This is a genomic window from Shewanella carassii (genome assembly GCF_019670705.1).
Taxonomy (GTDB): domain Bacteria; phylum Pseudomonadota; class Gammaproteobacteria; order Enterobacterales; family Shewanellaceae; genus Shewanella; species Shewanella carassii.
The window spans coordinates 1,304,920-1,318,325 of the sequence record NZ_AP024618.1; the positions used below are offsets into that span (position 1 = coordinate 1,304,920).

10 protein-coding genes are annotated in these 13,406 nt (G+C 50.4%); 3 read left to right on the forward strand and 7 right to left on the reverse strand.

Annotated elements, in window-relative coordinates:
* Positions 1 to 8: 8 nt before the first annotated feature.
* From K5621_RS06065 to K5621_RS06080, 4 genes are all read right to left on the reverse strand, one after another.
* The gene (locus K5621_RS06065) at positions 9 to 875 is read right to left on the reverse strand and encodes a UDP-2,3-diacylglucosamine diphosphatase (RefSeq protein WP_221050698.1); all 867 of its coding nucleotides are present in this window, start codon (positions 873 to 875) and stop codon (positions 9 to 11) included.
* 89 nt (positions 876 to 964) lie between these two features.
* Positions 965 to 4,615, reverse strand: a complete 3,651-nt coding sequence (locus tag K5621_RS06070; protein ID WP_221050699.1) for a two-component regulator propeller domain-containing protein — start codon at positions 4,613 to 4,615, stop codon at positions 965 to 967.
* Between the two features lie 138 nt (positions 4,616 to 4,753).
* Positions 4,754 to 6,112, reverse strand: coding sequence for a YjiH family protein (locus K5621_RS06075; RefSeq protein WP_245003141.1), 1,359 nt, complete (start codon positions 6,110 to 6,112; stop codon positions 4,754 to 4,756).
* A 283-nt stretch (positions 6,113 to 6,395) separates the two neighbouring features.
* A complete protein-coding gene (locus tag K5621_RS06080) occupies positions 6,396 to 7,940 on the reverse strand; it encodes a methyl-accepting chemotaxis protein (protein ID WP_221050700.1) in 1,545 nt (514 codons plus the stop codon).
* A gap of 501 nt (positions 7,941 to 8,441) precedes the next feature.
* On the opposite strand from K5621_RS06080, the gene K5621_RS06085 reads away from it, so the two are divergent.
* Entirely contained in the window at positions 8,442 to 9,149 is a 708-nt protein-coding gene (locus K5621_RS06085; protein WP_221050701.1) for a DUF998 domain-containing protein, read from the forward strand.
* An 80-nt stretch (positions 9,150 to 9,229) separates the two neighbouring features.
* On the opposite strand, the gene K5621_RS06090 is transcribed toward K5621_RS06085, so the two are convergent.
* Positions 9,230 to 10,093 (reverse strand): U32 family peptidase, encoded by an 864-nt coding sequence (locus K5621_RS06090; protein ID WP_221050702.1) that lies wholly within the window; start codon positions 10,091 to 10,093, stop codon positions 9,230 to 9,232.
* Between the two features lie 10 nt (positions 10,094 to 10,103).
* On the reverse strand, positions 10,104 to 11,105 hold the full coding sequence (gene ubiU / locus K5621_RS06095) for a ubiquinone anaerobic biosynthesis protein UbiU (RefSeq protein WP_221050703.1): 1,002 nt from the start codon (positions 11,103 to 11,105) through the stop codon (positions 10,104 to 10,106).
* Positions 11,106 to 11,244: 139 nt separating this feature from the next.
* Here ubiU and ubiT point away from each other — a divergent pair, with 139 nt between their 5' ends.
* Complete coding sequence (ubiT, locus tag K5621_RS06100) at positions 11,245 to 11,763, forward strand: ubiquinone anaerobic biosynthesis accessory factor UbiT (protein ID WP_221050704.1); 519 nt, start codon at positions 11,245 to 11,247, stop codon at positions 11,761 to 11,763.
* Positions 11,764 to 12,245: 482 nt separating this feature from the next.
* The gene (locus K5621_RS06105; protein WP_221050705.1) at positions 12,246 to 12,470 is read left to right on the forward strand and encodes a hypothetical protein; all 225 of its coding nucleotides are present in this window, start codon (positions 12,246 to 12,248) and stop codon (positions 12,468 to 12,470) included.
* A gap of 377 nt (positions 12,471 to 12,847) precedes the next feature.
* Here the strand turns inward: K5621_RS06105 and K5621_RS06110 are convergent, their stop codons facing one another.
* Positions 12,848 to 13,339, reverse strand: a complete 492-nt coding sequence (locus K5621_RS06110) for a glutathione peroxidase (protein ID WP_100141981.1) — start codon at positions 13,337 to 13,339, stop codon at positions 12,848 to 12,850.
* Between the last annotated feature and the right edge of the window lie 67 nt (positions 13,340 to 13,406).

Genomic DNA, 13,406 nt, shown 5'->3' on the forward strand with positions numbered 1-13,406 from the left:
TACCTGATTTAAGCAGCTTGTTGTTCTTGTCTCTGCCAGGCGAAGCGTTTCAGTACTTCGGTCCGGCCCAGTTGTTCATTCCAGCGCTCGAGTTGCAGCTCGCCGTCAAGGGTTTCAGTCAATAGGGTGCAGTTCTCTACCCAGTCACCATCATTGGCATAGATAAAGCCGCTCATTTCCGTGAGCTCCGGCTGGTGAATATGGCCACAGATGATGCCGTCCACCTTCTGCTTGCGGCCATAACGCACCACGGCTTCGCGAAAACTGTTGATGGCTTGTTGAGCCTTGCCGACTCTTTGCTTGATAAAGCCGGCCAAAGACCAATAGGGATAACCGAGACGGCGGCGAACCTTGTGCAACTGGCGGTTGAGAAACATCAAGACATCGTAGAGGTGATCGCCGAGGCGGGCGGTGATGCGGCCGATACAGACTTCGGAGTCAAACTGATCACCATGCAGCATCAGCAGGGTTTTGCCACTCAGGGTTTGATGTCGGTACTCTTTGCTGATAATGACATCGGCGAGTTGCAGCTGGTGGTAGTCCTTAAACAGTTCATCATGGTTGCCGGGCAGATACACCAGCTTGATGCCGCTTTGTGCCATCTGCAGCAGTTTTTGCAGCAGTTGGTTGTGACTCTCGGGCCAGAATACCCGGCGTTTGAGGGCCCAGATATCGACTATGTCCCCCACCAGATACAGCACCTTGGGCTGAACGCTGTTTAGGAAATGCAGCAGATATTCGGCCTTGCAGTCAATGCTGCCCAGGTGAATATCCGAGAGCCAGAGGGCGTTGAGCTTGATGACGGACTCGGCTGCGCGGCGGGAGGATGGGTGAAATGTCGATGGTTTGTTGACCAATGACTTGCTGTCTTTCATCGCGGCTCCTGGATAAAACCAGTGAAACGGGTTTGACTGTGAAAGACTCTAAGTCAGTTATTTGACCTTGAAGTGACGTCTTGATGACCTTATTGTGACGCCCCTGAACTTACCTCTATATCATTTGGCAGTATGATGCGGAACTCGCTGCCATGACCCGGTGCGCTGATCAGGCGGATTTCGCCGCCAAGTACTTGAGTTACCAGGTTATAGACTATGTTCATCCCCAGGCCACTGCCGCCTTTACCGCGTTTGGTGGTAAAAAAGGGAACAAAAATATTCTGCTGTACTTCGGTGTTCATGCCACAACCATCATCACGGTAGACAAGCTCTATGCCGTTATCTGTGCGGCTGACATTGAGCGACATCCGTCCCTCGCTTCCTTCTGGAAAGGCGTGTACCAGCGAATTGGTAAACAGGTTACTGATAATTTGGTAAAAGACGCCCGGAGTGGAGTTGAGGGTGATGTCGGCTGGGCATTGATAGCTGTACTTGTGAGGCGAGCGGTGCAGCATGGGGTTGAGCGACAGGAAAATCTCATCCAGATAGTGCCCCAGGTTAAATTCCCGCAGTTCTTCATGGGACTGATCGACGGAGAGCTGTTTGAAGCTGCGGATCAGCTTGGCGGCGCGTTCCAGGTTGGTCAGCATCAGTCGGCTGCAGTCGGCCACTTCACTCTGGTACTGTTCGAAATCCTGCTGATCGACATCCTCGGCGTAAAAGCGCTTGTTGAAGGCTTTAACATTCTCCGCCAGATGCGAAGCCGCGGTGACACAGATACCTATGGGAGTGTTGACTTCATGGGTGATGCTGGCAACCAGACCACCAAGTGTGGCCATTTTCTCCTTATCCAGCAGTTCAGACTGCGCAAGTTGTAACTCTTCCAGGGTGTGGTTCAGTTCATCATTGCTCTGTTGCAGTGCTTCTGTGCGCTGTTTAACCCTCAGCTCCAACTCCTGATTGAAGCGACGCAGTGCCGATTCGGTTTCTTTCAGTTTCTGAATATCCTTGATGGTTCCTGTAATCCTTAAAGGGCGCCCCTCTTGATCCCTGGCCATGACCCGGCCACGGTTGAGTACCCAAAGCCAGCTGTCGTCCTGGGTCTTGCCGCGATAGCTGAGTTCAAATTCTTGCCGGCCTTTATGGAGGCAGGCATCAATCTCGGGCCAGATGAGCGGCAAGTCTTCGGGATGGACACTGCGCTCCAGCGTATCTTTCAGGTGGGTTTCGGGCTCGGGATACCAGAGAAATGCGTTATTGCGATTGGCTTCCTGTGCTTGCAAATCCCAATCCCAAAACTCATCACCACTGCCGATAAGTGCCAGTTGCAGCTTTTGCTCGCTGCTCGCCACCTGTTGCAGCAGTTTTCGTTGCTCAATAAACTTCTGCCACCTGTTATAAGCAAAGCCAAATATCAGGCTCAGCAACAATAAGCTGTAAATAGTATAAGCCCAGGGGCTTTGCCAGGGCCTGGGGGTTATGCTCAGCTGCAGGCTCTGCGCCGGGCTGGTATTGCCGTCAATATCCACGGCTCTGACCATAAAGCGATAGTCACCGGGTTTGAGCGCCGGGAAGAAGGCAGTTCTGGCCCCCCGGGTATTGAGCCACTCCTGCTGCATGCCTTCGAGTTTGTATTGATACTCAAGATGCCTGGCGTGATGCAGGTTCGGGCTGTGGAATTTGAGACTCAGGGGGAAGGCATCAACCCCCAGAACCAGTTTCTGTCGGTTCCAGGGCTTGGGTGCGTGCTCTTGTATCTGCCCCAGTGCCTGCAGCTCATCTATGATCGGCTGCGCCGGAGGTTTCCTCGCGGGTAAAGCGGGGGGCTGAATATGGTTGAGGCCTTTTACACCGCCGAGAAACAGGCTACCGTCCCTATCGAGAAACCCGGCGCCAAAGTTGAACTCGTTGGCTTGCAAGCCATCTTCATAAGCAAAATTCCGGCTTGTGCCTGTTGCGGGATCCAGCCATGACAGGCCGCTGGCGCTGCCAATCCAGAGCTTGTTGTCGGCATCATGTTGCATCAGGTAGGCGACATCGCCTATCAGGCCGTGTTGGCGGTCAAACATTTGATACTGCCCGCTATCCGGGCTGAATGAGAATACACCGTCGCTGGATGCTACCCATAACTGTCCATCCGGGTGTTGGTAGATGGAAAACAGGTGTTTGCTGGGTAGAGGGACTTCAGTATCTGTGGACCAATGAGATACGCTGCCATTCGGCTTGAGCCTGAATAGGCCTTCACCGTAACTGGTGATCCAGATATTGCCGCCGTTATCCTCCAGTATCGAAGTGGTTTCTGTTTTTGGCAGCTGCGCGGCATCCGGTGCGGCAAAACCTTTTTCGATACCTAGATAACGGCTGACTCCGGCTTCTTTGGTTGCTATCCAGGCAATGCCACTTTGGTCAAAGGTTAAACTGTAGAGAGTATTGGCCGGCAGTGAGCCCGGTTCATTGGCCTGATGGCGATAGTGCAGATAGCTGTCGCGCTCGGCATTGAAGATCAGTAAGCCTTCACCCCGAGTGCCAATCCACAGCCGGCCCTGACTGTCTTCTTTGATAAAGCCGATAAAGGCCTTATCCAGCAGTTGGCTTGCCAGCGGCGATGGTTTGAAGCCTTGAATTTTGCCCGAGTCAGACTCCAGTGCCTGATAAAGGCCGCTGGCGGTGCCGACCCAGAGTTGCCCCTGATGATCGCGAAAAATCGCTCTGACATCGCCATTACCCAGGTTGTGGTTCTCGAAACTGTTGGGGAGCAGTTTTCCCATGGCTTCCTGATTGAGATCCAGCTTACCGAGACCGGCTCCCTTGGTCGCTATCCAAAGTTGGTTGCTGTCATCCAGATGCAGCGTCTGGATGGTCTTGCCATCGCTGTTTTGTTGCCAAAGAAGCTCCCGGGTTTGAGGTGTAAACCGCAGCAGACCGAGTTTATCCACCGCCAACCAGAGCCGTTGCTGTGGATCCAAAACCATATGCCGAATGCCGGCATCGCCAAGTTGGTTGATGGAGTAAGGCACAGCCTCGGTTCCCAAAGACCAGTGCCAGAGCGTTCCTTTGCTTGCGAGCCATAAACTGCCGTCCTTGGCCTGTATCAGAGACTCTACCTGAGCAGACTGCGGCAATATTGTCACCTGTTGCCAGGACTTGCTGTCATCCAGCTGCCAGAGCGAGTCTCCTGCAAGATACAAGTCGCCGGAAGGCGTTGCATAAAACCTCAGTTGTGAAACGGTATTTGTCTGAAGCTGCTGGCTATCCAGGCGTTGGCGGCGTTTGGGGTCGTAGCGCCAAACCTTGGCATCATCCATCAGCAGCCAGAGCATGCCTTGCTTGTCTTCTGCCAGCTCGCGGATCCCTGTCAGCGGCAGATCGGCTTCGGCACCCAATATTTCAAAGCGGCCACTGTCCGGATGATAAAGATTCAGGCCATCGCTCAAGGTCAGCAGCCACAACTCCTTCTGGCTTGAAAACAGTAGCCTTTCAATGTGATTGCCACTAGGGCCGTAGGGAGCGTCCTGCTTACTGTAGAGCCTGAAATGTTCGCCATCGAAGCGGTTGAGTCCGGCCTGGGTGGCTATCCACAGGTGACCACGATCGTCTGTGGCGAGGTCATTGACAGTGTTCATCGACAAGCCGTCTTCGGCCTGAAATTGCTCAAGGACAGGGCGATAGCCTAATGACGGCGTCAGGCTATCGAGGCACCAAAGTGCCGTAAAAAGGAGCAGTAACGCAAAGATTTTCACCGAAAAGCCTCAAAAACGAACTTTTTTCAGTGTAGATGCTGGTGGCCGAAATGCGAATTTTGTTAGCACATTCTAGTGCTTAGAAATAAAAACGGCCGCGTGTCGCGGCCGTTGTGGGGAAGTTCGGCTAAATTGCCCTTAGAACAGCAGGTGCGCCATCCCGGCAATCACAGGCAGAGTCACCAGGGTTCGTAGCAGGAAGATGGCAAACAACTCCCAGATTTTCACCGGTATCTTGCTGCCGATAAGCAAGGCACCTACTTCACTCATATAGATCAATTGGGTGACAGATAGTGCCGCAATCACAAAGCGTGTCATGTCGGATTCTATGCTGGTGGCCAGAATCGAGGGGATAAACATATCGGCAAACCCGACGACTATGGTCTTGGAGGCTTGGGTAGCTTCGGGGATCTGCATCAGTTCCAACAATGGAATAAAAGGCTTGCCAAGATAGTCAAATACCGGGGTGTATTCGGCGATGACCAGAGCTATGGTACCTATTGCCATTACGACAGGGAGTACACCGAAGATCATATCGACGACATTCTTTACCCCTTCGGAGAGCACCTTAAATATCCCGCCGGTATTGGCTGCCTTGGTAAGCGCCAGATCCAGCCCCCAGGACAGGGAGTTATGACCTTCGGGCAGCGACTCATCACCTTTCTGTCTGGGGCTGCCATCAATATAAACATCCTTCTTGCGCGACAGCGGCGGCAACTTGGGCACTATTATGGCGGCAACAATGCCGGCCAGACAGACCGTCAGGTAGAAGGGCACAAACATCGCCTGCAGTTTCACTTGAGTGAGCACCACAAGGGTAAAGGTGATGGAGACTGCCGAGAAGGTGGTGCCGATAACTGCCGCCTCTCGCTGGGTGTAGAAGCGGTTTTCATACTGCTTACTGGTTAGCAAAATCCCGACACTGCCATCGCCGAGCCAGGAAGCCATACAGTCGATGGCGCTGCGCCCCGGCAGGTTGAACACCGGCCGCATCAATTTGGTCAGTAAGGTACCGAAGAGTTCTAACAGGCCAAAGTTGAGCAACAAAGGCAGGAACATACCGGCAAAAAAGAACACACAGAACAGCAGTGGCAACAGGTCATTCATCACCAAGGCGCCGGTGGAATCGGCTCTGAGCATCTCAGGGCCAACCTGGAAGAAGGTCAGGCAGATAAATATTGCTCCCAACACTCTAACCAAGAGCCAGGCAGGGCTGATATTCAACAGAGAGTTAAGAAACTTGCTGTGGCGGACGAAGCCGGGACGCAGGAGTTTCACCAACACACTGGCCGTGGCCATAAATACCACTATGGCGCAAATTATGCTGGTCAAATAATCATTGAGCAAACTTTTGAGTTCACCGGCCAACACCGCCACAGGAATGGTCAATTCATTGTTATAACTGATAGGCGTCATAAAGAGTAAGACGCCGAGCAGGGATGGCACCAGGAAGGTGAGTAAGGTTGCTATGTTGCGGGTTTGTTTTGCTTCTGCCACGGTTATTACACCCTGAATTTACACTAATGGATGAGTAACAAAGTTACTCGCTAGGGGCAATATTGGCTTTGTATGCATTTTCATGCAACCCGCCCCCGAATTTAGGGGGGCAAGATTACCCCCTTAACGTGGCTATGTAAATTCATTCGCTGTCAGTTCTGTCTCTTTGATCACAACAGCATAGTTATTTCTCGTCTTTGCGTAATTATTGTTTGAGCAGTCCCTTATGAAAATGTCTTAAAAAATAGCTGGTTAAATATTTGTTGCTCAACCCGGTTAAGCTTCATCCGAAGGTCTGTCTCAGGTTCAACGACCTGTCGGCACTGGCTTTTAGTTGCAATACGGCTTGTTCAACCTGACATAGAGCGCAGAAGTTATCATTGGTGGCGCCGTGAATTGTCTGGATGCCGCTTGCTATCTCCTGTACCACTTGCCCTTGCTGGGTGGCTGCTACGGCGTTTTGTCTGGCGAGATCATGAATTTCACTCATTCCTTGGTTGACCGTGTTGATAGATTCCATTGCCGACAGAGCTTGAGTGGCGCAAGCTTGTGCCTGCTGTCTACTGGCTTCCATTTCATTGGCCCACTGGGTCAGCATGCTGAACATGGCCTCTATGCTGGCCGAGATACTCTTGGTGGATTGTTGAGTACGGCCGGACAAGGCTCTGACCTCATCGGCGACCACGGCAAAGCCACGTCCCTGTTCGCCGGCTCTGGCCGCTTCTATGGCCGCATTGAGAGCCAGCAAGTTGGTTTGATCGGCAATGGCATCGATTTCCGACATGGCATTGGCAACCTGCTGTGCTTCATCGTTCAGTTGTTTGGCATTGGAAGCCGCCCTGGCAACATCATCGGCCAGGTGAAGTATATGTTCGCTGTTCTGATGCATCGCATCACGGCTTTGGCAGCAGAGACTGTAGGCTTGATCTATACGATTTGAGGTTGCCTGAGTATTGTCGGCCACCTCACTGATGGTGGCGTGCAGCTCTTCAATGGCACTGGCTATCTGCTGCATCTGTTGCTGTTCCAAATCCATGCCGACTCTGGCCTGCTCGGTGGCCACCACCAGTTGATCGGCAATGTCGTTGGTTTTCAGCGCTTGATCCTGAGTCCGGCCCAATACGCCCTGAAGCATCGCAGCCTTACGCTGTAACTGGAATTCGAGCACGGATGAGGTATCCTGGCCAGCATAGATGAAGCGACTCACAGAGTCGTATTCTTGTTTGAGTGCCATCAATCGTGCCGGAATACGAAAGGCTTCGTCATAAAAAATAATCAAATTGAGCGCCATTAACATGGCGCCAGCCAACATCACGCCCCAACCCCAAATATAACCACAGAGCAGTAGGCCTGCCCCGGCCATCAGTGCCGAAAGCAAGCGTTTTTGTGTCAGCGTCAGCGGATCTTTGACCTGTTTGCCTAAGTTAAGGCGACCGTATATTTTGATGGCCCGCTTGACAGTCTCTTGATTGGGCTTAACCCTGACCGATTGATAACCAATGATTTTTCCCTGCTCAAAGATGGGGGATACGAAGGCGTCAACCCAATAAAACCCCCCGTCTTTACAACGATTTTTAACTAATCCCCGCCAGGTATTTCCTGCCTTGAGGCTTTGCCACATTTCGGCAAAGGCTGCCCTGGGCATGTCGGGATGGCGAACCTTATTATGACTGTGACCCAGTAACTCGGTTTCAGAGAACCCCGAGATCTCGACAAAAGCGGGGTTAACGTAAGTGATAACGCCGCGAAGATCTGTAGTAGAGATAAGTTCATCGGTGGATTGCAGACAGACTTCCCTGTCTGTGGTGGTGGAATTCCTTGTGGACATCTTTATTCAGACTCAGAGTTAGCGGCCCAATGTTGATTCAGGCCTTATTATCGTTTTAAGTGTGATAAGCATAACATTTATGTGGTTATTTGAGTGAGTGCTTTTTGCAATTTCTTTAGGGGTAAAATGTTTGCAGGTTATTGATATGTATAAAAATTGAAAATTCGATGGTCGGTGTCCAGACCGGAAGAAAGCTCTGCAAATACACTGTCTATCAGTTTGCTATAGTGAATTCTGCTTTTGCTCATGGGGGCGCCGTTTTTCGAACTGTCATTATCTTGGTTTCTCAAGTTGTTATCCTAAGTCAGCGGCTGGGTATTCCAAGGCCGCAAAGAATGGCTAAAGCATCAAGGTACAATAATTCGACAAACAACCGGTTTTGTAGTTTAAACTCGGGTAAATAAGCGATCGGTAACGCAAAAAGGTCTAACCCGGGCTTTAAAAAAAAACTGGAGCATGTAACTTAGGTAACAGAAGTTTAATCAGGGGCAGATAACAGTCATGCAGAGAACACAGAGACTGGCAAGAATGGCGTTGAGCTTTGGTTTGCTGGGACTCTTTGGCATACTGCTGGGCCTGGGGTTGGTGATCTGGGGCTATCAGAGTAATGATGGGCAAGCCTTCAGCCTGCTTAACCACAGCTTGAGTGAACTGGGGAGTTACGGCCATTCAAAATTGGCGGTACTGCTCAATGGCGGCTTGTTTTTCGGTAGCTTGAGTTTGGTGCTCTGTTGGTTATTCACCTTGCAGTTGTCTCGCCTGTTGAGTGATCACCTCCTGTACATCAGCTTGACCCTGACTTGCATGGCGTTGGCCGGTGTTGGTCTGTTTCCTGTCAATGTTTATCATCTGCATACTTTAATGCTGAAGTGGTTTTTTATCTTTGGTTGCATCAGTGTCGGTTGTTATCTGATTTACCTGCTGCAACGTCCCATGGGGCGGACAACGCTGTGGCCTCTGATCCCAGGAAGCCTCAGTGGTGCCTGCTTGGGCGCCTTTCTACTCCTACCGTATTTGGAACTTGGTATTACCGAGGGCGACAACCCCTTTTATTATGAGTTAGTGTTGCAATTTCCCCGGCCTGACTTTTGGTGGCCAGCTTTTCTCCAGTGGTTGGGTGTCGGTAGCTTTATGATTTGGGTCCTGTGTTTGCTGCTGTGCACAAAAAAGGCTCCCGATGAACAGGAGCCGATTGAAAGTCCTTATTGATGGTCGCCAGATTACAGCTTTGGCTGAGAGTCTATGGCTTTTTTAGGAGCTTGCTTAAGGGGCATAAGTACCGAGTTTTATCAAAGTCTTTGATAGAGCATGCCAGGTGCATCGTGCCAGTAGCCATTACAGGCTTCTTTGCTGACTTCAGCATCGACTTCATTCCCGTCATCTAGCTGTAAAGATTCCGCCAGTGCGATGGAATCATGACTATCCGGTGATACCCTGAACCAGTCAACGCCCAAACGTTTCATTTCTGGTATTTCCCGTCTGAGGTCGCAATGGGCTGCCGACTGAGTCTGTATGCCGTTGAGTCGCAATAGCGGCTGTTGCTCTTGAGTCTGGACTAGCAGCCCTTTGGGATACTCAAGACATACTGTTTGACAGTCATCTTTCGCCAGGCCTTTGTGGCGGGCGGTAAAACAACGGGCCGAGTGGGCCAAGGGCAAGTAGCCATGACCCAATACCTCGATTTCAAAATTCGGTGCCGGAGAGATGACTTTTTGCAGCCAAGTCTTTGACAGCTCAATGGGCATCACAAAGCGCTGCATGCCCCACTGATGCAGTTTATCTAGGCTAGCTCTGTTGTAGTTGTTGATACTGGCCCCACAAACAAAAGGCAGTCCCTGCTCTCGCGCCATACCTACGGCGGCCATATCATTGGCTTCAATTAGAAAGTCGCCATTATCGAGTTGTTTCTTAAGCTCTTTGAGCTCGGATTGTGCCTCTATTAAGGCCAGTGTTGACAGTACTACCTGTTTGCCGGCGGCCTTGAGCTCATGGGCCAGGGCCAGATAATCGGCAAACTTCATCTGCCGCCGCCGACTGCAAACGGCTTCACCCAAGTAAACCTGTGGAATAGTGCTGTCTGCAACGTCACGGTAGAAGGCTTGTACCTGTGCTTTAGGCCAGCAATAGAGTAGCGGGCCAAGAGAGATATTCATAGAAAACGTCCTATTGCCAGCTGCGCTCGTAGGCACCCAGTGTGGTGGTTTGTCCCTCAGAAACTTTGGCTAGCGCGGCATGCCATTCGGGTTTGGATTGGAATCGTTCCGGCGCATTCTGATAAGTGTCCAGCGCCTGACGCCAAACCCGGGTAACCTGTTCCACATAGGCGGGGCTGCGCTGACGTCCTTCAATCTTGAGTGACACTATGCCGGCTTGAGCCAGCTCTGGTAACAAGTCCAGGGTATTGAGGCTGGTGGGGGACTCCAGCAGGAACCCTGGTTGGCTATCTTCCTCGGTCAGATAGCGTCCCTTGCACACCACAGGGTAACCCATCTGTTCATTCAGTCCCGAGCTATCAATTAAGACTTCGTTGAGACGGGTCTGGCGACAGCCTTGGTTTTCCTGCCAGCGCACGTGTTTTGCCGGTGAGCAGGAACCACCTGAGTTGGGCGATTCTCCGGTCACGTAGGAAGACAGCTGACAGCGCCCTTCGGCCATGATACACAGACTGCCAAAGGCAAAGACCTCCAGGTCAACCGGACTGGCCTTGGCGAGATCTTTGACCTGCTTGATGGAGAGTACTCTGGGGAGCACGGCGCGCTCAATGTTGAATTCACGTTTATAGAGAGCCAAGGCGCCGAGATTGGTGGCACTGGCCTGCACCGACAGATGCAGTCGCAAATGAGGGTAACGGCTGTGGGCATAGTCCAACAAAGATAGATCGGCCATGATCAGTCCATCAATATCTGTATTGGCGGCCAGATCGACGGCCTGATACCAACGTTTCTCTTCTCCCGGTTGCGGAAAAGTATTGATGGTCAGATACAGCTTACGCCCCTGGGATTTAACTTCTTTGGCCGCCTGTTGCAGCTTGGTTGGAGTGAAGTTCAACCCAGCAAATGAACGGGCGTTGGTGTCGTCTTTCAGCCCCAGATAGAGGGCATCGGCGCCGGCGTTGAGAGCAGCCTTGAGTGATGCCAAGTTGCCGGCCGGACACAGAAGTTCCATGTTAACTTTCTCCCTGTTGTGTACAGAACTACAGTCTATCGACCTTTGCCTGCCATAGAATTGATATGAAGCAGGTTTATGAATATAAAACTTGGTTAGACTGTTGAAGTTTTGGCATTTTTATCAGGAGTAACTCAAGATGCGCAAGGCTTTAACCGCCAAGGCGGCGCGCGATATTCTCACTCTGGCACCCAAGTTGGTTGGCAAGCCGCTGACTCTGGTTCCTTTTGCCGTCAAGGCCAGTGTGTTGCAGCAACTGTTGGCCGTCTTGCTCAGTGAGCAAGTTAAGGATGGAGAGTTAGATTTTCTCGAAGGGCAATGGGTTGGGGTCCGGGTCGAGGACATGGAATTGGCATTTGAAGTCAGTTTCGAACAAGGTTTTAAGGTGCGGCCTTTCGTGGCCCCGGAAGTCACCTTCAGTGCCAATAGCGCTGAACTCTTGTTGGTCGCCGCCGCCAAGGAAGATCCCGATACTCTGTTCTTTCAGCGACGTCTCAGTATAGAAGGCGATACCGAATTGGGCCTCGAGGTTAAAAATTTGCTGCTTGGCATAGATGTTCAAAGTATGCCCAAAGGGCTGAAGCTGATGCTGGATAAGTTAGCCTATCTGCTGACCACGCTCTTACAAAGTTCACAAGTCACGCCTCAATGGGCCTGATACGTGGCAAAAGTGAGACATAAAAAAAGCGACCCATTTGGGTCGCTGTCAGAGTTCAATCTAAACTCTGGATGGTGCGCTAGAAACCATCTTTAAGGGAGGATAATGATGAAACACTCTGTTCATTAATTCTGACTGTCTATTTTTCCGCGAGTTCCCGCACCAAGCAAAATAATTCAGTTTTATTGGCTTCACTCCTATCAGTATAACCCCAAAAAGTCTGTCACATTAGGATCTTACAGTGCGTTTGACTCAGTATTTTCATTTTCTTGAATGGCAATATTGGCATTAACTATTTATCTATCCGAATGAGTCGAGCTGTAGGATAAAAAAATGGCAACCCAAGGGGCTGCCATATAAGGTCGTACAAAACTAATTCGTACAAAACTAATTCGTACAAAACTAATTCGTACAAAACTAAGTGGTGCAAAGAATGAAAACCCGCTGCGCTAGCGTTGGGCTCCCATCCAAGGGAGGTGATGATGAAACACTTGAAAAAGGTTCTGTTATTCAGAGTCGGCTTTTGCGAAAAAGTTTCCCGGCAGGATAAAAATTTTTTTGAAGCGTTCCTGGCGGGGCAGTCGGTTGCGAAAAGGCGGATATCCAGACATAAAAAAATGGCAACCCAAGGGGCTGCCATACAAGGTCGTACAAAACTAATTCGTACAAAACAAAGTGGTGCAAAGAATGAAAACCCATTGCGCTAGCGTTTGGGCTCCCATCCAAGGGAGGTGATGATGAACATGTTGAATCGCTTCATTGTTTTGGAGTCAAAGAACAGAGGAAAGTTCAATTTCTGAATTGTTTTTTTCAATTATACGTTTTGCGGCTTATGCAAGACTGCCATGACCCATAGCGGCTAAATGATAACTCCTGGTCATTGGACATAAAAAAAGGCAGCCATTAAGGACTGCCTTATGATCTATCGAAGATCAATGGGGCTGCGCTAGAAGCCCCTCAGGGAGAATGATGAACATGAAAAAGTAAATTCACTGCTCACTATGTTGGAGTCTGTGATGATGTTTTGGTTCCCCCTATCTCGAAAAAAAATTATAAATTTTTAATTGTTTTATTTTTCAATTGATTATTTGCTTCTTAGTAATTGAATAATCTGCTTGCGCAAAGCCTCTGGTTTGGTCGTGGGGGCATAGCGCTTGATGACTTTGCCGTGTCGGTCAACCAGAAACTTGGTGAAATTCCATTTAATGCTTTCCGAACCTAATACGCCTGGGGCCTGTTGCTTAAGCAGCATAAACAAGGGGTGAGCGTTGGGACCATTGACTTCCAGTTTGGCAAACAGTGGAAAGCTAACCCCGAAATTCAATTCGCAGAAAGACTGGATCTCCTGCTCATCGCCCTTTTCCTGAGCTCCAAACTGGTTACAGGGAAAGCCGAGAACCACCAGGCCTTGCTCTTTGAATTCCTGATATAGGCTTTCCAATCCGGCATATTGGGGGGTAAAGCCACAGGCACTGGCGGTATTGACCAGTAACATGACCCGCCCCTGAAATTCACTGAGATCCGTTTGTTGCCCTTGGATATTCTCCACAGGGATAGCGTATATTGAGTTAGACATAGTGGCTCCTTGGTTGAGGCTTAACTATACAACATGATTTTGTGGTGCGCAATTTAGTTGTGCGCAA

Excerpts from the sequence above, each read along its gene's own strand:
- K5621_RS06065 (WP_221050698.1), bottom strand. The coding sequence starts at position 875 with ATGAAAGACAGCAAGTCATTGGTCAACAAACCATCGACATTTCACCCA.
- K5621_RS06080 (WP_221050700.1), bottom strand. The coding sequence starts at position 7,940 with ATGTCCACAAGGAATTCCACCACCACAGACAGGGAAGTCTGTCTGCAA.
- K5621_RS06085 (WP_221050701.1), top strand. The coding sequence starts at position 8,442 with ATGCAGAGAACACAGAGACTGGCAAGAATGGCGTTGAGCTTTGGTTTG.
- K5621_RS06090 (WP_221050702.1), bottom strand. The coding sequence starts at position 10,093 with ATGAATATCTCTCTTGGCCCGCTACTCTATTGCTGGCCTAAAGCACAG.
- ubiU (WP_221050703.1), bottom strand. The coding sequence starts at position 11,105 with ATGGAACTTCTGTGTCCGGCCGGCAACTTGGCATCACTCAAGGCTGCT.
- ubiT (WP_221050704.1), top strand. The coding sequence starts at position 11,245 with ATGCGCAAGGCTTTAACCGCCAAGGCGGCGCGCGATATTCTCACTCTG.
- K5621_RS06105 (WP_221050705.1), top strand. The coding sequence starts at position 12,246 with ATGAAACACTTGAAAAAGGTTCTGTTATTCAGAGTCGGCTTTTGCGAA.
- K5621_RS06110 (WP_100141981.1), bottom strand. The coding sequence starts at position 13,339 with ATGTCTAACTCAATATACGCTATCCCTGTGGAGAATATCCAAGGGCAA.